The organism is Paraconexibacter sp. AEG42_29 (assembly GCF_040581415.1).
Taxonomy (GTDB): domain Bacteria; phylum Actinomycetota; class Thermoleophilia; order Solirubrobacterales; family Solirubrobacteraceae; genus Paraconexibacter.
This window is the reverse complement of the sequence record NZ_CP114014.1, coordinates 3,635,797-3,656,703: the sequence shown is the minus strand read 5'-3', so window position 1 is coordinate 3,656,703 and position 20,907 is coordinate 3,635,797. Positions and strand designations below refer to the sequence as shown.

General features: G+C 72.4%; 23 protein-coding genes. 14 read left to right on the top strand and 9 right to left on the bottom strand.

Translation table 11 applies throughout. From position 1 onward, the window contains the following. Positions 1 to 55 precede the first annotated feature (55 nt). The 4 genes from DSM112329_RS17740 (at position 56) to DSM112329_RS17725 (ending at position 4,137) form a co-directional block, all read left to right on the top strand. Positions 56 to 1,393 (top strand): glutamine synthetase family protein, encoded by a 1,338-nt coding sequence (locus tag DSM112329_RS17740; RefSeq protein WP_354697886.1) that lies wholly within the window; start codon positions 56 to 58, stop codon positions 1,391 to 1,393. A 109-nt stretch (positions 1,394 to 1,502) separates the two neighbouring features. Continuing rightward, positions 1,503 to 1,958: a hypothetical protein gene (locus tag DSM112329_RS17735; protein ID WP_354697885.1), complete on the top strand. Its 456-nt coding sequence runs from the start codon at positions 1,503 to 1,505 to the stop codon at positions 1,956 to 1,958. A gap of 29 nt (positions 1,959 to 1,987) precedes the next feature. Continuing rightward, positions 1,988 to 2,683, top strand: coding sequence for a DsbA family oxidoreductase (locus DSM112329_RS17730; protein ID WP_354697884.1), 696 nt, complete (start codon positions 1,988 to 1,990; stop codon positions 2,681 to 2,683). A 56-nt stretch (positions 2,684 to 2,739) separates the two neighbouring features. Next, complete coding sequence (locus DSM112329_RS17725) at positions 2,740 to 4,137, top strand: RNB domain-containing ribonuclease (RefSeq protein WP_354697883.1); 1,398 nt, start codon at positions 2,740 to 2,742, stop codon at positions 4,135 to 4,137. Positions 4,138 to 4,270: 133 nt separating this feature from the next. Here the strand turns inward: DSM112329_RS17725 and DSM112329_RS17720 are convergent, their stop codons facing one another. From DSM112329_RS17720 to DSM112329_RS17705, 4 genes are read right to left on the bottom strand one after another with little or no spacing between them, the layout of a single operon-like run. Continuing rightward, entirely contained in the window at positions 4,271 to 4,987 is a 717-nt protein-coding gene (locus tag DSM112329_RS17720; RefSeq protein WP_354697882.1) for an HAD family phosphatase, read from the bottom strand. Then, on the bottom strand, positions 4,984 to 5,910 hold the full coding sequence (locus DSM112329_RS17715) for a hypothetical protein (protein WP_354697881.1): 927 nt from the start codon (positions 5,908 to 5,910) through the stop codon (positions 4,984 to 4,986). The genes DSM112329_RS17720 and DSM112329_RS17715 overlap by 4 nt, the downstream gene beginning before the upstream one ends. 59 nt (positions 5,911 to 5,969) lie before the next feature. Further along, complete coding sequence (locus DSM112329_RS17710; RefSeq protein ID WP_354697880.1) at positions 5,970 to 6,509, bottom strand: FxsA family protein; 540 nt, start codon at positions 6,507 to 6,509, stop codon at positions 5,970 to 5,972. Positions 6,510 to 6,560: 51 nt separating this feature from the next. Further along, complete coding sequence (locus tag DSM112329_RS17705) at positions 6,561 to 6,842, bottom strand: STAS domain-containing protein (RefSeq protein ID WP_354697879.1); 282 nt, start codon at positions 6,840 to 6,842, stop codon at positions 6,561 to 6,563. A 121-nt stretch (positions 6,843 to 6,963) separates the two neighbouring features. Here DSM112329_RS17705 and DSM112329_RS17700 point away from each other — a divergent pair, with 121 nt between their 5' ends. Genes DSM112329_RS17700 through DSM112329_RS17680 form a run of 5 tightly spaced genes read left to right on the top strand, consistent with a single transcriptional unit; the run spans position 6,964 to position 11,611 of the window. Continuing rightward, on the top strand, positions 6,964 to 7,260 hold the full coding sequence (locus tag DSM112329_RS17700; protein WP_354697878.1) for a metal-sulfur cluster assembly factor: 297 nt from the start codon (positions 6,964 to 6,966) through the stop codon (positions 7,258 to 7,260). A gap of 14 nt (positions 7,261 to 7,274) precedes the next feature. Beyond that, entirely contained in the window at positions 7,275 to 8,966 is a 1,692-nt protein-coding gene (locus DSM112329_RS17695; RefSeq protein WP_354697877.1) for a S8 family serine peptidase, read from the top strand. A gap of 3 nt (positions 8,967 to 8,969) precedes the next feature. Next, entirely contained in the window at positions 8,970 to 9,902 is a 933-nt protein-coding gene (locus DSM112329_RS17690; RefSeq protein ID WP_354697876.1) for an alpha/beta hydrolase, read from the top strand. After that, positions 9,899 to 10,570 carry a thiaminase II gene (tenA, locus tag DSM112329_RS17685; RefSeq protein WP_354697875.1) on the top strand — a complete coding sequence of 224 codons (672 nt, stop codon included), beginning with the start codon at positions 9,899 to 9,901 and terminating at the stop codon, positions 10,568 to 10,570. The genes DSM112329_RS17690 and tenA overlap by 4 nt, the downstream gene beginning before the upstream one ends. 39 nt (positions 10,571 to 10,609) lie before the next feature. Continuing rightward, the gene (locus tag DSM112329_RS17680; protein WP_354697874.1) at positions 10,610 to 11,611 is read left to right on the top strand and encodes a M28 family peptidase; all 1,002 of its coding nucleotides are present in this window, start codon (positions 10,610 to 10,612) and stop codon (positions 11,609 to 11,611) included. A 73-nt stretch (positions 11,612 to 11,684) separates the two neighbouring features. On the opposite strand, the gene DSM112329_RS17675 is transcribed toward DSM112329_RS17680, so the two are convergent. Continuing rightward, positions 11,685 to 12,353 carry an MBL fold metallo-hydrolase gene (locus DSM112329_RS17675; protein ID WP_354697873.1) on the bottom strand — a complete coding sequence of 223 codons (669 nt, stop codon included), beginning with the start codon at positions 12,351 to 12,353 and terminating at the stop codon, positions 11,685 to 11,687. Positions 12,354 to 12,413: 60 nt separating this feature from the next. Between DSM112329_RS17675 and DSM112329_RS17670 the strand changes: the two genes are divergently transcribed. Both DSM112329_RS17670 and DSM112329_RS17665 read left to right on the top strand, forming a co-directional pair. Continuing rightward, complete coding sequence (locus tag DSM112329_RS17670; protein ID WP_354697872.1) at positions 12,414 to 13,379, top strand: 4-hydroxy-3-methylbut-2-enyl diphosphate reductase; 966 nt, start codon at positions 12,414 to 12,416, stop codon at positions 13,377 to 13,379. A 5-nt stretch (positions 13,380 to 13,384) separates the two neighbouring features. Next, the gene (locus DSM112329_RS17665) at positions 13,385 to 14,482 is read left to right on the top strand and encodes a metallophosphoesterase (RefSeq protein WP_354702493.1); all 1,098 of its coding nucleotides are present in this window, start codon (positions 13,385 to 13,387) and stop codon (positions 14,480 to 14,482) included. 168 nt (positions 14,483 to 14,650) lie between these two features. On the opposite strand, the gene DSM112329_RS17660 is transcribed toward DSM112329_RS17665, so the two are convergent. Continuing rightward, positions 14,651 to 15,433 (bottom strand): DipZ protein, encoded by a 783-nt coding sequence (locus DSM112329_RS17660; protein WP_354697871.1) that lies wholly within the window; start codon positions 15,431 to 15,433, stop codon positions 14,651 to 14,653. A gap of 165 nt (positions 15,434 to 15,598) precedes the next feature. On the opposite strand from DSM112329_RS17660, the gene DSM112329_RS17655 reads away from it, so the two are divergent. The 3 genes from DSM112329_RS17655 (at position 15,599) to DSM112329_RS17645 (ending at position 18,391) form a co-directional block, all read left to right on the top strand. Further along, a complete protein-coding gene (locus DSM112329_RS17655; protein ID WP_354697870.1) occupies positions 15,599 to 16,342 on the top strand; it encodes a hypothetical protein in 744 nt (247 codons plus the stop codon). 112 nt (positions 16,343 to 16,454) lie between these two features. After that, the gene (locus DSM112329_RS17650) at positions 16,455 to 16,949 is read left to right on the top strand and encodes a hypothetical protein (protein WP_354697869.1); all 495 of its coding nucleotides are present in this window, start codon (positions 16,455 to 16,457) and stop codon (positions 16,947 to 16,949) included. Beyond that, on the top strand, positions 16,946 to 18,391 hold the full coding sequence (locus DSM112329_RS17645; protein ID WP_354697868.1) for a fenitrothion hydrolase: 1,446 nt from the start codon (positions 16,946 to 16,948) through the stop codon (positions 18,389 to 18,391). Before DSM112329_RS17650 ends, DSM112329_RS17645 begins: the two co-directional genes overlap by 4 nt. On the opposite strand, the gene DSM112329_RS17640 is transcribed toward DSM112329_RS17645, so the two are convergent. The 3 genes from DSM112329_RS17640 to DSM112329_RS17630 form a co-directional block, all read right to left on the bottom strand. After that, a complete protein-coding gene (locus DSM112329_RS17640; RefSeq protein WP_354697867.1) occupies positions 18,392 to 19,042 on the bottom strand; it encodes an SCO family protein in 651 nt (216 codons plus the stop codon). 18 nt (positions 19,043 to 19,060) lie between these two features. Beyond that, the gene (locus DSM112329_RS17635) at positions 19,061 to 19,693 is read right to left on the bottom strand and encodes a response regulator transcription factor (protein ID WP_354697866.1); all 633 of its coding nucleotides are present in this window, start codon (positions 19,691 to 19,693) and stop codon (positions 19,061 to 19,063) included. An 85-nt stretch (positions 19,694 to 19,778) separates the two neighbouring features. Continuing rightward, on the bottom strand, positions 19,779 to 20,783 hold the full coding sequence (locus DSM112329_RS17630; RefSeq protein ID WP_354697865.1) for a sensor histidine kinase: 1,005 nt from the start codon (positions 20,781 to 20,783) through the stop codon (positions 19,779 to 19,781). Positions 20,784 to 20,907 lie beyond the last annotated feature (124 nt).

Below are 20,907 nucleotides of genomic sequence, written 5' to 3'. Positions count from 1 at the left end.
CTTGGCCGCAGGGCGCTCGCCCTCGCCATCCCCGCCCAATAGGGTCTGGCGCCATATGAGCGAATCGCCCACGACCGCCGCGGACGTCAAGGTCCTTGTCCAGGAGGGCGGGATCCGCTTCATCCGCCTCTGGTTCACCGACATCCTCGGCCAGCTGAAGTCCTTCTCGATCAACGCCGAGGAGCTCGACGACGCGTTCGAGGGCGGGATGGGCTTCGACGGGTCCTCGATCACGGGCTTCAACGCGATCGAGGAGTCGGACATGATCGCCATGCCCGACCCGTCCACCTTCCGGGTCATCCCGTGGCGCCCGGAGGAGCAGGGCGTCGCCCGCATGTTCTGCGACATCCAGACGCCGGAGGGCACGCCGTACGAGGGCGATCCGCGCCACGTCCTGCGCCGGGCGATCGACCGGATGCACGCGATGGGCTTCGACACCTTCAACGTCGGGCCGGAGCTCGAGTACTTCCTCTTCAAGGACAACAAGGGCACCGAGACCCTCGACCAGGGCGGCTACTTCGACCTGACGACGCTCGACGCCGGCAGCGACGTGCGGCGGGAGACGGTCCTCGCGCTCGAGCAGCAGGGCATCCACGTCGAGTACTCCCACCACGAGGTCGGCCCGTCCCAGCACGAGGTCGACATGCGCTACGCCGATGCGCTGAAGATGGCCGACGACTGCATGACGTACCGCATCACCGTCAAGGAGTACGCCATGAAGTACGGGTGGCACGCGACGTTCATGCCGAAGCCCCTGTTCGGCGAGAACGGCTCGGGGATGCACACGCACCTGTCGCTCTTCAAGGACGGCCGCAACGCGTTCTTCGACGCCGACGACACGTACTTCCTGTCGGACGTCGGCAAGGCGTTCATCGCCGGCCAGCTCAAGCACGCCCGCGAGATGTCGTCGATCTTCGCCCAGTGGGTCAACTCGTACAAGCGGCTGGTCCCGGGCTACGAGGCCCCGGTCTACGTCGCCTGGTCGCGCCGCAACCGCTCGGCGCTCGTGCGGGTGCCGCTGTACCACCCCGGCAAGGAGATGACGACGCGGATGGAGCTGCGCTGTCCCGACCCGGCGTGCAACCCGTACCTGACGTTCGCGGCCCTGCTGCACGCGGGCCTCGAGGGCATCGAGAAGGGCTACGAACTGCCCGAGCCGATGGAGAAGAACCTCTACCACCTGGCGCCGGACGACCGCAAGCGCCTCGGCATCGAGCAGCTGCCCGAGACCCTCGGGGAGGCGATCGAGCTGACCGCCGAGTCCGAGCTCGTGCTGCGGACGCTGGGCGAGCACATGTTCAACCGCTACGTCGAGATCAAGCGCCAGGAGTGGGAGGACTACCGGGTGCAGGTCACCCAGTGGGAGCTCGACCGGTACCTGCCGGTTCTCTGACCCCGCAAAGTCGGGGAAAGCCCGGGTGGCTGCCGGTTCCGCAAACAGCGGGAATCGCGCTACACGACGCACCGGATGCCGTCCGACGCAGGGCGTAGCTTCCCGGTCCGTGCCCCTCTGCTTCATCGAACCCGCCGACGCGATCCGCGTCATCGCCGACTCCGTGGGCCGCGAGGCCCGGCGTCAGCTGCTCGGTGAGCTCGTCAGAGCCTGGGTCGACGAGATCCCCGAGCACGAGCTGAACGCGCACTACGCGAAGGCGATCGCGGACCTCGACGAGCACGACCTGTCGATGCTCGCGGCGTGGCACGCGTCGCTGGAGGTCGGGCAGCCGATCGCCAACCGCGAGTTCCTCGCGAACGTCTTCCCGACCCTGGGGGAGAACCGCCGCGAGGCGCTGAAGATCGCCGCCGGCTTCCGCGGCGAGGAGGCGTTCGACGCCGGCATCGCGGAGGACCGCGCGCTGGACACGGTGCTCCCGCGGCTCTCGCGCGAGCGTGCCACCGAGCTGGCGGAGGAGTGCATCGAGCTCTACCTCTGGGACCGGCTCGGCAGCGACAATTAGCCGCACGCGCCCAGCGCTACGCTGGGCACATGGACGTCGAGATCTGGTCGGACATCGCGTGCCCGTGGTGCTACGTCGGCAAGCGCCGCTTCGAAGCGGCGCTGGAGCAGTTCGAACACGCCGACGACGTGAAGGTCACGTGGCGCAGCTTCGAGCTCGACGGCAGCGCGCCCCCCGAGCGTACGGGCGGGAACGCGCAGCACCTCGCCTCGAAGTACGGCATGTCGCTCGAGCAGGCCCAGGCCAAGCTCGACGAGATGACCACGATGGCCGCCGGCGACGGCCTGGACTTCCGCTTCGACCTCGCGCGCAGTGGCAACACCTTCGACGGGCACCGCCTGATCCACCTCGCCGCCGACCACGGGCTGCAGGACGTCGCGAAGGAGCGCCTGCTGCGCGCGTACCTCACCGAGGGCGAGCTGATCGCCGACCACGCGACGCTCACCCGCCTCGGTGCCGAGATCGGACTCCCGGAGGACGAGGTGGCCGCGACCCTGGGGAGCGACCGCTACGCCGCTGCGGTCCGCGCCGACCAGGAGACGGCGTACGGCTTCGGCTGCCAGGGCGTCCCGTTCTTCGTGGTCGACCGCGCGATGGGCGCGTCCGGTGCCCACCCGCCCGAGGCGATGCTCGAGCTGCTGCGGCGCGGCTGGGCGGCGGCCAACCCCGAGCCGGCGATCCCGGTCGTCTCGGGCGGCGACGCCTGCGGCCCCGACGGCTGCTGAGCGGCGCGCACGAACGCCGGGTGCAGCGGCACAGCGCCCGCCCGTAGGCTGCGCGGATGCCGCCGCGCCCCGTCCATGTCACGCCGGTCGACGCGGTCGCCGACGGGATCGCGGCGATCCGGGCCGAGCTGCAGCTGCCGGACGCCTTCCCACCCGACGTCCTGGCCGAAGCCGACGCGGTGGCCGCGTCCGGACCCCGCGCGGACCCGTCCCGCGAGCGCTGCGACCTGCCGTTCGTCACCATCGACCCGCCCGGGTCGAAGGACCTGGACCAGGCGATGCACCTGGCTCGGATCGACGGCGGCGCGGGCTATCGCGTCAGCTACGCGATCGCCGACGTGGGCGCGTTCGTGGACCCGGGCGGCGCGATCGACCGGGAGGCCCATGCGCGGGCGGTGACCGCCTACCTGCCCGAGCAGCGCGTGCCGCTGCATCCGCCGGCGCTGTCCGAGGGCGCGGCGAGCCTGCTTCCCGGGGTCGACCGGCCGGCGTTCGTCTGGCAGCTGGACCTCGACGCGGCCGGCGAGCTGACGCGGACGAAGCTGCGCCGCGCGATCGTCCGCTCGTCCGCGCGGCTGGACTACGGCTCCGTCCCCGGCGAGGTCGGCGTGCTGTTGCAGGAGGTCGGCGAGCGTCGCCAGGCGATCGAGCGCGCTCGCGGCGGGGTCTCGCTCCGGGTCCCGGAGCAGGAGGTCGACCGCGGGCCGGACGGTTGGGTCGTCAGCTACCGCGTCCCGCGGGCGACGGAGGACTGGAACGCGCAGATCTCGCTGCTGACCGGGATCGCTGCGGCCCGCCTGATGCTGGACGCGGGGATCGGCCTGCTGCGCACCCAGCCCGCACCGGCGGAGAAGGCGATGGGCCGGCTCCGTGCGGCGGCGCAGGCGCTCGGCGCGCCGTGGCCGGACGCCCAGAGCTACCCCGAGTGGATCCGGACGCTCGATCCCGCGGTGCCTGCCCATGCGGCGCTCCTGCACCAGGCGGCCGGGAGCGGACGCGGCGCCGGCTACACGGCCTTCGACGGTGCGGCGCCGGCGGCCGAGGACGCCACTCACTTCGCGATCGCCGCGCCGTACGCCCACACGACCGCCCCGCTGCGCCGCCTGGCCGACCGCTTCGTCCTCGAGCTCTGCGCGGCGATCGCCGCGGGCACCCCGCCGCCGCAGCACGTCCGCGACGAGCTGCCCGGGCTCGCCGCCGTCATGTCCGCCGGGACCCAGCGGGCGAACCGCGCCGAGCGGGCCGTCGTCGACCTCGTCGAGGCGACCGTGCTGGCGGACCGGACGGGGGAGACGTTCGACGCGGTGGCGATCGACGACGACCTCGTGCAGCTCCGGGAGCCGGCGGTACGAGCGAAGCTGCCGGACGCGCAGCTCCCGGTCGGGCAGGCGATCCGCGTCCGCCTCGACGCGGCGGACCCTGCGACCCGCAACGTCGTCTTCACGCGGGCCTGACCGTCTGCGAGTTGCGTCGTCCGGACGTTGACCACCGCGGCGGTTGGGGAACGCGGGGTCAGCGAAGGCCTGGGCGTAATTGGGCGCTCGTCCGGACCTTGACCACCCCCGCGGGTGCGGAACGCGGGGTCAGCTAATGCGGGATCGACACCGAGGCGTCCGCGCGCAGCGCGCCCGACGCCTGACCCGGTGCGCCGCGCTCCGCCAGGAGCTCGCGCAGCTCGGCCACCGCGGCGTCCGGGTCCTGCAGCCACACCGTCGTCATGCCGAGCTCGGACGCCGCCTCGCAGTTGTGCGCGAAGTCGTCGACGAAGACGCATTCCTGCGGCGTGACCCCGAGGCGCTCGTAGGCCAGGACGTAGATGGCCGGGTCGGGCTTGCGGGTGCCGACATAGGCCGAGTCGACGACGTCGTCGAACAGCTCCTCGACGGGGATCGTCGGCCGCCAGCGCGGGCCCCACTCGACGACGTTGTTGGTCAGCAGGCCCATGCGGTAGCCGGCCGCGCGGGCGTCGGCGAGCGCCGCCACCATCGCGGTGTTGACCTCGAGGCCGGCGAAGTAGTGCTCGGAGAACCGCGACAGGTCGACCGTCCGGTCCAGGTCCGCCGACAGCTGCGCGCCGAGGATCTCGAGGAAGCGGTCCTCGGCGATCCGGCCGCACTCCAGGTCGAACAGCAGGTTCGTGCCGGCCTTCTCGCCGGCGTTCATGAGGGCGAGGTTCAGCGCCGGGTCCGGCAGGTCGTAGCGCTCGTTCAGCTTCTGGAACGCACCCATCAGCGGGGTGGTGAGCACTCCGCCGTAGTCGCTGATGACGGTGGTGATCGGGCCGTCCTGCGCAGCGGACGTCATGCGCCGGCCTCCACGCGCCGCAGGATGTCGTAGCGGCCGACGCCCTCGTGACCGTCGACCCGCCAGCGGAAGAACGAGCAGTCCAGGCGCAGGCGGCCGAGGTCCAGCGACGTGCCGCACAGGACCTCGCCGGCGCCGCGGTGGGGGTAGCCGTCGGAGTCCTCGTAGATCTCCAGGCCGGCCCGGCGCTGGCGGCCCTCGGCGTCGTAGACCGTCGACAGCCGCGCCTCGTCCGGGTCGATCGCGACCGCGAGCTCCGCGTCACGCGGCAGCGCGAAGACCGCGGTCTGCACCGCCTCGTCGGCGTGGCTCTTGGCCTTGTGGCCGCGGACCGTCGTCATCGCGACCGACAGCTCCTCGTCGGCCCAGGCGCAGACCGTGCGGGCCAGGACGATCTTGTCCCAGTCCGGGGCGCCCCAGGAGTGCCCGCGCTGCCCGAGGCAGTCGACCTTGCGCGTCCCGCCACGGACCCGCGCGGTGCCGGTCACGCGGCAGAGCTGCTCGTAGCCCTCCATACCGCCGACCTTGGCGACGGGGCTCCCCGGCGCGACCTCGCCGGGCTCGCTGATCGCGGTGAAGGTCAGGTCCAGGCCGACCGTGCCGTCCTCGCCCTCGACCGTCAGCGTCCACTCCTGCAGCGGCGTGACCGTCGTGACGCGGACGCCGGCCGCGTCGATCGCCTCGAACTCGGCCTCGGGCACCGGCAGGCCGCCGGCCGCACGCACGGCCACCGGCTCACGGCCGTCGAAGACGATCGCGAGCCCGCTGCCATGGGGTGACCCGTCGGCGCCGACGGACAGCCCGACCCGGGCCACGGCGTAGACCTCGGCGGCGGGATCGCCGAAGGCGAGGGTCACGGCGTCCGAGAATGCGTCGGCGGACGTCGGGGGCTGCGGGCGCTCGTGGGCGCTCGTGATCGGCATGCGCCTATTCTCGCGGACCGCGCGCCGGGAGGTCCGCACCCCGCCGGGCTGTGGGACGGTCAGCCCCCGCGGGGACCGAGCGACGGCGGGTCGATGTCGCGAGCGGTGCCCTCGACGTCCACGTCCTCGCCGAAGGGCGACCGGTTGCCCGGGCCCGGTGGGGTGAAGCCGCCGCCCGCGAACCCGGGGAACCCGCCGCGCTGTCCGGTCGCGAACTGCCCGGCGCGGACGGACGCCGCCAGCCGGGCGGTGAACTGCCGCAGGAGCAGGCGCCGGATGACGGCCCGGGACGGAGGCAGCAGCAGGGCGAAGCCGAAGATGTCGCTGATGAAGCCGGGTGTCAGCAGGAACGCGCCGCCGAAGATGACGAGCACGCCGTCGAGCGTCTCCTTCGCCGGCGGGCGGCCTGCGGCCATCGCTTCGCCGAACCGCAGCCAGGCGCGGCGGCCCTGGGACCGCATCAGCACCGTGCCGAGGACCGAGTCGGCCACCAGCAGCAGCAGCGTCCACCACACGCCGACCGCCTGGCCGACCTGGATGATCACGTAGAGCTCGACGATCGGGACGATCACGAGCAACAGCAGCAGGAAGAGCGGCATCGCCCGGTCCAGCCTAGACCCCGTGGCGCACGACGGCGCCCGGAACGTCCCTCAGGCCGGAAGCGGCTCGACCACCACTCCGGCGAGCCGGTCGAGTCCGACGAGCTCGATGAGCCTGCGGATCTGCGGCTGCGCGCCCTGCAGGCGCAGGCGCCGGCCGGCCTTGCGCAGGCGGCGGGCGACCATCATCAGGTCGAGCATCAGGGAGGTGTCGGCGAAGTACAGGTCGCTGAGGTCGACCCGGACGTCGGTGACCGCGGCCAGCGACTGGGACAGCGCGCGGCGCCGGCGCGCCTGCGTGGTGCGGTCTTCGTCCCCGGAGCAGATCAGCAAGCCGTTCTGTTCGCTGAAGGAGACGATGGGGCCGAGACTATCCGCGGACCGATTGCTCTGCAATCAATCTTGCGACGCGCTGCCGCAGCAGGTCGTGCGGAGGGGTGTCTACACTGGCCCGATGCCCTCCGTCGACGACGTAGAAGCCGCGCTGAGCAACGTGATCGACCCCGAGCTGGGACTCGACTTCGTCGAGCTCGGCCTGATCTACGGGATCGACATCACCGGCGGTGATGTTCACGTCACCTTCTCCCTCACCTCGCCCGGGTGCCCGATCGGCCCCCAGGTGACCGAGCAGATCGAGGAGTTCGTCGAGGAGCTCGACGGCGTCGACGCGGTGACCGTCGAGATGACGTTCATGCCGCCGTGGACCCCGGACCGGATGAGCGAAGACGCGAAGTTCGCGCTCGGCTACTGACGCCTGCGATCCCGGTGCGTCCCCACCGTGCTGCGCTGGCCCTGGTCACGGCCGCCGCGACAGCCCTCACCCTCGCACCCACGGCCGGCGCGGCCGCCGGCGCGGGCAACGCCACCTCGAGCACGACGGGCCGGCTGCTCGTCACGCTGAAGGCGCCGGACGGCGCGCGCACCCTGCGTGCCGCCGGCGCGACGATCGCCGGCACCGGCGTGGAGGTCGCCGGGCCGGTGGCCGACGCCCTGCGCCTGGTCACCGTCCGCCCCGTCGCGGGCCTCGGGATGCAGGCCGCCGCCACCGCGCTGCGTGCGCTCCCGCAGGTGGAGTCCGTCGAGGTCGAGCGCCGCGCCCGTCTGCGCTTCGTCCCCGACGACCCCGCCCTGACCACGCTGGAGACGGCTCCGCGCACCCCGCCCGGCGTTCCCGTCCAGTGGTGGGTCGCCGGCGAGAACCTCCCGGCGCTGTGGGACGTGACCCGCGGCAGCGGCGCCCGCGTGGCCGTGATCGACACGGGCGCGGACTCGACGCACCCGGAGCTCGCCGGCAAGATCGCGCAGGGCATCGACAACGACGCGACCGCCGGTGCGGGCGGCGCGGGCAACGACGAGATCGGCCACGGGACGCACGTCGCCTCGATCGCCTGCGCGAACGCGGGCAACGGAGCCGGGATCACCGGAGCCGGGCTCGGGTGCAAGGTGATCGTCATCAAGAGCGACCTGTCGGACTCGAGCATCGCGATGTCCATCAAGCAGGCGGTCGACGCCGGCGCGGACTCGATCAACATGAGCTTCGGGACCGACGGCTCCCAGGCGGCGGCGACCCCGATCGTCAACGCGATCGACTACGCGGTGAACCGCGGCGTGATCCTCGTCGCGGCCGCCGCCGACGAGCCGACCGAGGAGCAGGGCGACCCGTCGAACGTCCTGCAGCCGACAGGGAGCGGGTCGGACATCACGCAGGGCAAGGGCCTGTCGGTGACCTCGGCCGACTACGGCGGCGCGCGGTCCCCGTTCGCGGGCCTCGGCAGCCAGGTGTCGATCGCCGCGTACGGGTCGTTCTCGACCGACGCCGGGCCGCGCGGCATCCTCGCCGCGTTCCCGACGAACACCGCCGACCTCGAGCGTCCGACGTTCACGTCGACCGGCTGCGGCTGCCGGGCCACGTTCGGCGGCGACAACCGCTACGCCTACATCCAGGGCACCTCGATGGCCGCGCCGATGGTGGCCGCGGTCGCCGCCCTCATCCGCGACCTGAACCCGGGCCTCAGCGCGCGGCAGGTCATCCAGATCATGAAGCAGACGGCGACGCGGCCGGCCGGGACGGAGTGGACCCCGGACCTCGGCTGGGGGATCGTCAACGGCGGTAACGCTGCGGCGCTCGCCCGGACCATCGACGCGACGCCGCCCCGCACCTCCGTCCGGAGCAGCACCCCGAAGGTCGTCCGCGGATCGTCGGTGACGCTGCGGTTCAACCGTGTCGACGAGCATCCGGCCAAGGTCGTGGCGTCCGGGTTCAAGTCGCTCTACGTGTACCGCTCGACGAACGGCCGCAAGGCCGTGAAGATCGGCTCGACGACCAAGAGCACGTTCAAGGTCTCGATCCGGCGCGGGTCGCGGTACAGCTTCTACACCCGCGGCCTGGACAAGGCCGGCAACCGCGAGACGGCGCCGAGCCGCGCGGACGTCTCGATCCGCGGCGCCGCGAGGTAGCCGATGACGGCCCCGCACTGGCCGGACCTGCCGGGCGTCCGGCACGAGCAGCTCCACGCGGGCGGCATCGACGTGCACGTCGCGCTGGCCGGCCCCGACGACGGACCGCCGGTGCTGCTCCTGCACGGCTTCCCCGAGCTGTGGTTCGCCTGGCGCCACCAGCTCCAGGCGCTGGGGGACGCGGGGTACCGGGTCATCGCCCCCGACCTGCGCGGCGTGGGCGGGACGGCGGCGCCGGCGAACCCGGACACGTACGACCTGCTGCACCTCGTCCGCGACGCGATCGGCGTCCTGGACGCGCTCTACATCGAGCGCGCGGTCATGGTCGGCCACGACTGGGGTGCGCCGCCGGCCTGGTGGGCCGCCGCGATGCATCCGTTCCGGGTACACGCCGTCGCGGGCCTGTCGGTCCCGATGCTGCCGCGGGGTGACGCGGCGCCGGTCCCGATCATGCGCGAGCACCTCGGCGAGGACTTCTACATCGTGCACTTCCAGGAGCCCGGGGTGGCGGAGGCGATGCTCGAGCGCGACGTGCGCCGCACGCTGACGACGACCGAGCAGTGGTCGCGGTCGTGGGGCGAGGTCGAGGGCGATGACCCGCCCTGCCCGCCGTTCCTGACCGAGGACGAGCTCGCGGTCTTCGTCGAGGCGTACACGCGCACCGGGTTCACCGGCGGCCTGAACTGGTACCGCAACCTGGACCGCAACCAGCGCGTGATGGTCGACTGGGACGGGGCCAAGGTCACCGTGCCGGCGCTCTTCATCCAGGGGTCGCGCGACCCTGTCGCCGGGTTCATGCCGGCGGCGGCGATGGACGGCCTGGTCACCGACCTGCGCGTCGAGATCGTCGACGGGGCGGGCCACTGGGTCCAGCAGCAGGAGCCGGACATCGTCAACGCGCTGCTGCTGGGCTTCCTGCGCGAGGTCAGGTGGTGATTGGACGGTTCAGCGATGACCTGCGGTCGGGCAGCGCGCCGATCTGGGAGGCGCAGCACGCGCATCCGTTCGTCCGCGGCATCGCCGACGGGACGCTCCCGGACCCGGTCTTCGCGCACTTCCTGGCCCAGGACTACGTGTTCCTGGTCGCCTACGCCCGGCTGCTCGCGCTGGGGACGGCGCGCGCCCCCGACCTGGCGACGATGGAGCGGTTCGCCGCCCTCACGCAGGCGATCCTCACCGAGGAGATGGCGCTGCACCGCGCGCTCTGCGCCGAGGTCGGGCTCGACGCCGCCGCGCTCGAGCGGACCGTCCCGGCGCCCACCACCCAGGCGTACACCGACTTCCTGCTGCGCACCGCGAGCCTGGGGGACGTCGCCGAGCTCGCCGCCGCGCTGCTGCCATGCATGTGGGGCTACGCCGAGATCGGCGCGCGGCTGGCGGACGGCCCGCGCCCGGACAGTCCCCGTTACGCCGCCTGGATCGACACCTACGCCGACCCCGGGTTCCAGGAGCTCGCGACCTGGTGCCGCGGCCTCGTCGACGACCTCGGCCGCGACGCGGCGCCCGCCGCGCGAGAGCGGATGGCGTTCGCGTTCCGCACCTGCTCCCGGCACGAGCTCGCGTTCTGGGAGATGGCGTGGACGCAGGAGACCTGGCCGGTCTAAACGGCGCCGGCCCGGCCCGCCACCCCGTACCCTGACCCCGTGCAGCCCGACGACACAGCCGACGCCGAGCCCCAGCGGACGCGCGGCCTGGGCTTCGCGGCGGTGGGCGTCGTCCTGGCGACGATGCTGGTCGTCATCGGCGGGCTCGGGTACTTCATCGTCAACGGCTTCCCGGGCGGCCCCGACGCCGCGCGCCGGTTCGACGCCCAGGCCGCCACCACCAGCCGGGACCGGGTCCCGGTCGCGAAGGTCAACCGCTTCGACGGCCCGCGCGCGTACCGGCTGACGGCGCGCCAGGTCGGCTACGGGCAGCGGCCCGCCGGGTCGCCGGCGCTGGTGCGCCTAGCGCCGGTCCTGAGGTCGCTGCTGCCGTTGGCCGTCTTCGAGCCGCTCCCCGACTCGACGGCGGCCAAGCCGCTGCGCAACATCATCGGGACGATCCCCGGGCGCAGGCCGGCGATCGTGATCGGGGCGCACTACGACACGCTGGTCAAGCCGGTCGGCTTCGTGGGTGCCAACAACGGGGCGGCGGGCAGCGCGGTCGTCGTGGGCATAGCCGAGGCCATGAAGCGCGTCAGGCGGGCCCCGGGCGCGCCCGAGCTGAAGTTCGTCCTGTTCGACGGCGAGGAGCCGGACTCCGGCCTCCCGGAGGAGCAGGCCGACTTCTACAACACCGGCCTGCGCGGGTCGCGGGCCTACGTCGCCGCGCATCCGGGCGCGACCCGGACGATGCTGCTGCTCGACTACGTCGGCGGCCGCAACCTGACCCTGCCGCGCGAGGCGAGCTCCGACAAGGCCCTCTGGAAGCGCGTGCGTGCGGCCGCCACGAAGGTCGGCGTCGGTTCGGTGTTCCCGGACCGCAGCGACATCCTGATCCAGGACGACCACACGCCGTTCCTGCGCGCCGGGGTGCCGGCGGTCGACTTCATCGACTGGTCCTACCCGGGCCACTCGCTGCAGGACGGCATGAAGCTCATCTCGACCAAGGCGCTCGACGCCGTCGGCGAGACGGTCGTCGAGTACCTGCGCACCGCCCGCTAGACCGACCGGCAGAAGGCGCTGAAGGCCTCCGGGTCGCGGTGAACGGGCCCGGCGGCGACGGTCCGTTCAGGGGTCAGACCGAGCGGCAGAAAGCGCCGAACGCCTCCGGGTCGCGGAGGACCGGGCCGTGGCCGAACATCACGGTCAGCGGCTCGAGCTCGCCCAGGCGCCGGATCGACTCGCGGTTGCGCTCGGGGTCGGGGGTGAAGATCGCCAGCGGCTGCCGCAGCCCGCGCGGGAAGCCCAGGAGCGGGTGCTGGTTGTTGAGGACGTCCCCCAGGATGAGGGTGCGGTCGACCTCGCGCCAGAACGACACGTGCCCGGCGCTGTGGCCGGGGGTGTCGAGGACGACGAAGCCGGCGGCGAGCTCGTCGCCCTCCTTCAGCGCCCGGTCGACCGGATGCCCGGGGCCGGCGAGGATCTTGCCGAACAGCGAGTTGATCGGGTGCTTCGGCTGGCGCTCGGCGATGATCGACGCGTCCTCGGCCGGCGGCACGTCGAGCTCGGGCGCCCAGAACGGCACGCCGAACGTGGTGCACACGGCGCGGGAGGCGCCCTGATGGTCCGGGTGGGCGTGCGTCAGCGCGTGGGCGCGCAGCGGCTTGCCCGACAGCTCCTTGAGGATCCGTCGGCGGTCCATCTTCGCCATCGCGTCCACAAGGACGTCCCCGACGAGATAGCAGTTAATCGAGTAGGGCGGGATGCCCGTGATCAGATGGACATCGGCGACGATCGGCTTCACGGGCGAGAGCGTAACCGGCGCCCGCGCGGTACCGGTGGGCCGACGCCGTACCATTGAGGGATGTCCGCCGCCCCGACCAAGCTCCTGCTCGCCGCCCCCCGGGGCTACTGCGCAGGAGTGGACCGTGCCGTGCAGACCGTCGAGCGCGCCCTGGAGCTGCACGGCGCGCCCGTCTACGTCCGCAAGGAGATCGTGCACAACAAGCACGTCGTCGAGACGCTGCGGGCCAAGGGCGCCATCTTCATCGACGAGCTCGACGACACGGTGCCCGAGGGCGCGATGACCGTCTTCAGCGCCCACGGCGTCTCGCCGATGGTCCACGCCGAGGCCGAGCGCCGGCAGCTGCGGACGATCGACGCGACCTGCCCGCTGGTGACGAAGGTCCACCGCGAGGCCGTGAAGTTCGCGCAGGACGGCTACACCATCGTCCTCATCGGCCACGACGGCCACGAGGAGGTCGAGGGCACGATGGGGGAGGCCCCTGACCACATCGTCCTCGTCGAAACCGAGGCGGACGTCGACGCGCTCGAGCTCGAGGATCCCTCACGTGTGGCGTACATCTCGCAGACGACCCTGAGCGTCGACGAGACGAAGACGATCATCAACCGGCTACGCGAGCGCTTCCCGCAGATCACCGGTCCGCGCACGGACGACATCTGTTACGCCACGACGAACCGCCAGTCGGCCGTCAAGCAGATGGCCCCGATCTGCGACCTCGTGCTCGTCATCGGATCCCAGAACTCCTCCAACTCGAACCGCCTGGTGCAGGTCTCCGAGGAGCTCGGCACCGCCGCTCACCTGATCGACAACGCCGGGCAGATCGACGACACGTGGCTCGACGGCGTCGAGACCGTCGGCATCTCGTCGGGCGCCAGCGCACCCGAGGAGCTCGTCCAGGAGGTCGTCGAGTTCTTCCGCGCCCGCGGGACCAGCGACATCAGCGAGTTCGAGGTCATGAAGGAGGACGTCCGCTTCATGCTCCCGAAGCCGATCCGCGTCGCGATGGCCGCCGCCGAGAGCGCGTAGGGAACCTGAAGACCCTCGTTATCGGCGACCTGCACCTCGGCGCGCGCCGGGGCGCGGACCTGCTGCGCCGCGGCGGCCCGCTGGAGGCGCTCACGGCGCACGTCACCAGCGGCGGCTTCACCCGCCTCGTCCTGCTCGGCGACGTCGTCGAGCTGCGCCACGGGCCTGCCCGCGACGCGCTGGCCGCCGCCGAGCCGGTCCTCCGCGCCCTCGGCGAGGCCCTCGGCGCCGGCGGCGAGGTCGTGCTCGTCGCCGGGAACCACGACCACGGCCTGATCGCCCCGTGGCTGCGCGGCCGCGGCGCGCGCAAGGAGCCCCCGCCGCTGCAGCTCGACGAGGCGGCGGGCCCGCGCGCGAGCCCGCTGATCGGGCGCCTGGCCCGGGCGGCCGCGCCGGCGACGGTCACGGTCCGCTACCCCGGTGTCTGGCTGCGCGAGGACGTGTACGCGACGCACGGACACTACCTGGACTGCCTGACGACACTGCCGGCGTTCGAGCGACTCGGAGCCGGGGTCATGGCACGCATCGAGGGTCCCGTCCCGGCGCGCGACGCCGTCCCCGACGACTTCGAGGCGCGCCTGGCGCCGATGTACGCGTGGCTCGACGCGCTGGCGGAGAGCCGCGGTGGGCGCTGGTCGCGGCAGCAGGCCGGCGCGTCCGCGTCGGCGTGGGAGCGGCTCAGCGACGCGGGGTCGCGGCCGCTGAAGGCCCGTGTCCTGGCGGGGCTGTTCCCGTTCGGGATCCGCGGGCTGAACCGCGCGGGGCTTGGTCCGCTGAGCGCCGATATCTCCGGCGAAGCCCTCCGCGACGCGGGCCTGACGGCGATCGGCGAGGTGCTGGCCCGTCTGGGGATCGACGCGCCGCACGTCGTCTTCGGGCATACGCACCGGGCCGGCCCGCTGCCGGGCGACGCGGCGGCGCCGTGGCGCACACCGGCAGGGACGCGGCTGTACAACGGCGGCTCGTGGATCGATGACCCGGCGGTCACGGGCCGCAGCGCGTCGTCTCCGTACTGGCCCGGCCGAGCGGTCGAGCTGGACGCGACCGGCCCGCCGCGCGTGGTCCGGATCGTGGAGGACCTCCAGCGGCCCGTGGACCGGTGAGGCGCCGCAGGCCCGTGGTCCGCGCCGGGACGCGGGCGCCCCTCGCGCCGAACGTCCATTTCCCCGCGCCCTGACGCGGGAAACCGACGTTCGATGCGCCCCGGCTCTCGCGGACCGCTCCCGGCCATCCCGGATCGGCGTCCTGGTTGCGCCGGGAGCCGGTGCCGGTCAGGCGTCCGGCTCGGCGCCGACCGGCGCCAGGCCCGGGGTGAAGCACGTCGCCAGGCACTCGACGCCCGGCCCGAGCTCCAGCTCGAGCACGCCCGCGGTGTGGTGCTGGTGCCAGATGAGGTTGAAGGCGCCCGGCGCCGTCAGCTCCATGCTCATCCCGTTCGTCGTGACCGTGCCCGCGCCGGCGAAGACGCCCCAGACCCCGCCGGCCTCGTACGGCCCCGAGTAGGCGCCCTCGACGTCGGCCGTCGGGATCACGATCAGGGCGTCGGGGTCATCCTCCTCGCGCAGCAGGCCCACGTCGTCGCCGTCGTCCCCGAGCAGCTCGCGGATCGTGCCCTCGGTCTCGAGGTACCCGCCCTCGCCGTGCTGCGCGTCGACCAGCGTCTGGTCCGGGCCGAAGAGGTAGCGCGCCGGCCAGCCCGGGTTCGCGTACTGCTGCCACAGCTCGAACTCGCTGTCGATCAGCACCGGGTGCTCGATGCCCAGGCGGGACACGGCCTCGCGGATCGCGGCCTCGTCCTGCGACGCCTCGTGGCCGCCGCAGTGGACCGAGATCACGCGCAGGCCGCCGGTCGGTCCGCCCACCGCGGAGTAGCGCTCATGCCAGGCCTTCATGTAGGGCAGCGTCCGCAGCGAGGGGACGCGCAGGAAGTCCCAGAACTCGACGAGCACGGGCCGCCCGCGCTGCTTGTCCATCCGCAGCGGCGCGACGTTCACCCACGGCAGGTTGGCCGGGAACGGCGGGGCGGGGATCTCGGCATCGCGCGGGACTCTCACAGCGGCGGGACCGTAGCAGCGCAGACGGGATCGGACGTTCGTCCATGGCACCGCAACGCTCGATCGGATAGGGGTATCCCCCGGGAGTGAGCGCGAATCAGCACTCGCGTAGGTCTGTCCCGAACCCCTGTCTGTCTGTCCCACGTTCCAGGAGGAACACCCGTTATGCGCAAGGTCGCAATCATGGCCGCATCCTGTGCCGCCATCTTCGGCGTCGTCTCGGTCGCCCAGGCGATCGAGGCCGATCAGGGCCTCGAGGTCTCCGTCAGCGGCGCGAAGAAGGGCACGAAGAAGAAGCCCTCCGCGGTCAAGCTGACGGTCACGACGCTCACCGCCGGCAAGGGCGCGACGCCCGACGGCACGTTCGGCACCACCAATGCCGTCATCCACTTCGACAAGGCGCTCGTCTTCAACAACAAGCAGTTCCCGACCTGCACCGAGGCACAGGTCAACAACGACGCGACCAAGTGCCCGAAGGGCTCCAAGGTCTCGGTCGACGGCTCGTCCAGCAAGGCCAAGGCCCAGGGCGGCACCGGCGCGACCGCCATCAAGGCGAACCCGGCCATCACCGCCTACAACGCCTCCGGCGGCAAGCTGATCCTCAAGCTGACCTCCCCGACGGGTGAGTTCAACGCGACCGGCACGATCGTCGCGACCCTCAAGAAGGACACGGGCTCCTACGGCAGCAAGCTCGTCGTCCCGATCCCCGAGAAGTACTACAACCAGTTCGGCATCAAGATCACCCTGCAGCGGTTCGGCGCGCTCATCAGCGCCAAGACCAAGGTCAAGGGCAAGACGGTCTCCTACGTCGCCTCGACCGGCTGCAAGAAGCCGCTGAAGTTCGCCGGCGACTTCACGTTCACCGACGGTGCCACGCTGAAGGCCTCGACCACGGCGGCCTGCAAGTAACGCACCCGCGACACCCGCTGTCCCGACGGGGCGGGCCACACGGCCCGCCCCGTCGTCGTACGGGCTCCAGCCACGGCTCCGGGGACGGGGTCCCGCAATACCATGGGCGACCATGAGCTCCGCCGGGCGTGCCGCCCTGATCGTCCTCGCCGTCGCCGTGCTCGGCATCGGCTTCGTGGTCGCGCAGGGCGGCGACGAGGCGGACACCCCGACCACCTCCGTCGCCGCGACCCAGTCGTCCACGCCTGAGACGACCGTCTCGACGGGCACCGGCACCGGCACCGGCGCCGTCCCCAGCACGACGGGCACCACCGCCACGTCCACGCCGGTCAAGCCCGCGGCGCCCGCGACCCCCCTGATCCGGATCAAGGACGGCGAGCCGGTGGGCGGGGTCAAGAAGCTGAGCTTCGACAAGGGCGACACCGTCCGCTTCCGCGTGGAGTCGGACGTCGCCGACCACGTCCACGTCCACGGCTACGACCTGATGAAGGACGTCGCCGCCGACGGCAAGGCGTCGTTCTCCTTCAAGGGCGACATCGACGGCATCTTCGAGATCGAGCTCGAGGACGCCGGCGTGGAGATCGCCTCCCTGAAGGTCACGCCGTGAGGCACCCGGCGGCGCGGACGCTCGCCGCCACCGCAGTCGCCAGCGTCACGCTCGCCGCCGCCGGCCCGGCCCTTGCAGACGCCCACGGGCTCGTCGGCCGGACCGACCTGCCGATCCCGCGTTGGTTGTTCGCGTGGGCGGCCGCCGCCGTGCTCGTGGTCTCCTTCGTCGCGCTCGCGACCCTCTGGCCCAAGCCGCGCCTGGAGACCGCCACGGGGCCCGCGCCGGGCCGCACGCTGCTCACGCTGCCGGCACGGGCGGGCGAGGTGCTCTGCGCGGCGTTCGGCATGGGCGTGTTCCTGGTCACGGTGTATGCCGGGTTCGCCGGGACCCAGGATGCACCGACCGCGAACCTCGCGCCGACCGTCATCTACGTCGTGTTCTGGATCGGCATCCCGATCCTGAGCCTGGTCCTCGGCGACGTCTTCCGCGCCTTCAGCCCGTGGCGGACCGCAGCCCGCCTGCTGCAGCACGCCGAAGCACGCGTACGGGGGGCCGACAGCACGCCGGCCGCCCCCCGCGCGTACCCCGAGCGCCTGGGCTACTGGCCGGCGGCGGCGGGCATCCTGGTCTTCGCCTGGGTCGAGCTGATCTACACCGGGCGCGATGACCCCAGCCAGCTGGCGACCATGGCCGTCGCCTACGCGGTGGTCCAGGTCGTGGGCATGCGCCGCTACGGCATCGACGCCTGGACCGAGCGCGCCGACGCGTTCGGTGTGGTCTTCGCCTTCTACGGCCGCATCGGGCCGCTGTTCCTGGAGGCGGGGCGGCTCGCCACCCGGCCGTGGCTGTCCGCGCTGCCCGCGATCAAGGCGGTGCCCGGGACGGTCGGGCTGCTCTGCGTGATGATCGGCACCACGAGCTACGACGGCTTCTCGCTCGGAGCGACGTGGCGTGACCTCGCGCCGGACCTGACCGACGTCTTCGAGAGCGCCGGCCTGGACTTCCCGCAGGCGTACGAGGTCGCGCAGACGATCGGCATGGTCGTGGTCGTCCTGCTCGTCGCCGGCCTCTACCGCCTCGGGGTCGAAGGCATGAAGAGCGTGGGGGGGACGCCCCGCACGGACGACCTCGCGGGCCGCTTCGCCCACTCGCTGATCCCGATCTCCCTCGCCTATGTCGTCGCGCACTACATCTCGCTGCTGCTGTTCCAGGGCCAGGCGATCTGGTTCCTCGCGTCCGATCCGCTCGGCGACGGGACGGACCTCTTCGGGACCGCCGACCACCGCATCGACTACTTCATCAGCGCGACCGGGATCTGGTACCTGCAGGTCGGGGCGCTGGTGCTCGGCCATGCGGCCGGGCTCGTGCTCGCCCACGACCGTGCGCTCGTGCTCTACCGCCGTCCGCGGGACGCCACGCGCTCGCAGTACTGGATGCTCGCGGTCATGGTGGGCTTCACGAGCCTCGGCCTCTGGCTGCTGAGCGCCCAGGGAGAGTGACTAGGACTTCTCGCCGATCAACTTGCGCAGGTCGTGGGCCAGCGCCTCCGGCGTGATGCTGTCGACCGGCAGGCTGAGCCGCTGCTTGCCGTCACGGCCGATCAGCAGCACGGACACCGTATGGCTGTCGCTCAGCTTCGTCCCCGGTCCCTGCTGCTGCACCTTGTAGGCGTCCCACACGGGGGCCAGCTGCGCCCGCGTTCCGCGCAGGTAGGTCATCCGGCCGAACAGCGTCTGCTTGAGCAGGAAGCTGCGCACGTTGGTGCGCGTGTCGCCGACCGGATCGACGCTGACGGCGATGACCGGCACGTCGTCCGCGGTCTTCCCGAGGTCGTCCAGCGCGAGCTTGATGGTGGAAGCCGTGGCCTGGCAGCTGTCCAGGCAGGTCGAGTACATCCACGTGAGGACGGTGACCTTGCCGCGCGCGGACGCCAGCGCGAACGGCCGGCCGTTCTCGTCGGGCAGCGTGAAGTCGCGCCGGCGGATGTCCGGCGGGGCGAGCGAGCCGACCCAGCCGTAGGGCCCGACGGAGAGGCCCTGCCCCTCGGACGCCCGGATCTCGCCGTCGGGACCGAACAGCAGGATGGCGCCGAGCCCGAGGGCGACGAGCGCCAGCGCGGCGGCAAGCGTGAGTTGGACGCGGGCAAGCACCGCCCTACAGGGTAAGGATCAGGCCTCGACGAGGCCCCGGCGGATCGCGTAGCGCACGAGCTCGACCCGGTCGCGCATCCCGAGCTTGCGCAGCAGGTTGCCGCGGTGGGACTCGACGGTCTTCTCAGCCAGGTGCAGGATCTCGCCGATCTCGCGGTTGGTGTGCGCCTCGGCGATCAGCTTCAGCACCTCCTGCTCGCGCGGGCTCAGCGGCTCGCTCGGCCCCGACGTCGGATCGGCGATCCAGTCGCGGACGAGCCGGCGCTGGGCGCTGCTCGTCAGGAACGGCTCGCCGCGCGAGACGGCGCGCACCGCGTCGACCAGGGCCCGGTCGGCCTCCGTCTTCAGCACGTAGCCGCCTGCACCGGCCTTGAGGGCCTCGAACAGGTAGCGCTCGTCGTCGTGCATCGAGAGGATCAGCACGTCGACGTCGGGCATCTGCAGCTTGATCTCGCGCGTGGCCTGCAGCCCGGTCAGCTTCGGCATCGAGACGTCGAGGATGCAGAGGTCCGGCCGGTGCTCGAGCGCGACGGCGACCGCCTCGGCCCCGTCACCCGCCTCGGCGACGACCTCGAAATCGGGTTGCCGGTCCAGCAGCAGCTTGAGCCCTCCCCGGACCATGCTGTGGTCGTCGGCGATCATCAGCCTCATGAGAAGTCCCCGTGTTCTGACGGCGGACGAACGAGCCCCTGGGCGAGTTCGTCCCTGAAAATGCGAGCCCTCTGGGCGAGCGTTTTCACGCCCAGGCCCTCCGTGCTTGTCGCGGTGCGCTCGGCGCGGTGCGCCCGAGCTCGAGCTCGATGGTGGTGCCGCCGCCCGGAGTGCTGAGGACGTCGAGCCGGCCGCCGGCCTGGCGTGCGCGCTCGCGCATCCCGGCCAGGCCGTGCCCCCGGATCGCCTGCGGATCGATGCCGCGGCCGTCGTCCGAGATCTGCACGACGCCGCGGGCGCCCCGGCGCCGGACGGTCACGGTGACGTGCCGCGCCTGCGCGTGCCGCGCCGCGTTCGACAGCGCCTCCTGGATGACGCGGTAGACGACGAGCTGCTCGTCCTCGCGGAAGTCGTCGACGTCGCCGTTCATGACCAGGCGCGTCTCGATCTGCGACTTGGCGCCGAACTGGTCGACCTGGGAGCGCAGCGCGGCGGCCAGGCCGAGGTCGTCGAGGGCGGTCGGCCGCAGCTCGTGGGCCAGGCGCCGCAGCTCGCCCATGGCCTGGGTGGCGACGGCCTGCGTCTCGTGCAGCTCGGCGGCGAGCTCGGGCGGCGCGGCGAGCGTGGTCGCCTGCAGGCGCAGCAGGACGGCGGTGAGTGCCTGGTTGACCTCGTCGTGGAGGTCCCGCGCGAGGCGGGCGCGCTCGTCCTCCTGCGCGCGCAGGACGGCGTCCGCGGCTTCGGCCCGCTCGAGCTCGAGCCGGTCCATCATGCGGTTGAACGCCGCGTGGAGGCGGGCGACCTCCTCGGTGTCCGCGGGACCGCTGGCGCGCAGGCCGCCCTCGCTGAGGTCGACGTGCTCCATGGTCTCGATGATCGCCTGCAGCGGCGCGAGCCGGCGGCGCAGGAAGAAGCCGTTGGCGAGGACGGTCGCCAGGATGCCTGCCACCAGGACGCCGTACTGGCCGCGCTGCGAGGGCGAGGACGTGTCGAGGTTCGCGGCGGCGATGGTCGCGATCACCGTCGCCGCGATCAGCAGCGTGTTGATCGCGAGGAGCTGCGTGGTCAGGGTGGGACGGCGGCTGGGCATGGGCTCTCCAGGTCCTATCGGCGCGCGGCTGCCGGTTCGTGACCCGCAGCGGCCGGGGACTTGGGGTCCTCACCCCATGCGGGGCCCCATGGGCCTGCCCGATAACCCAGGTAGCAGACGAGGA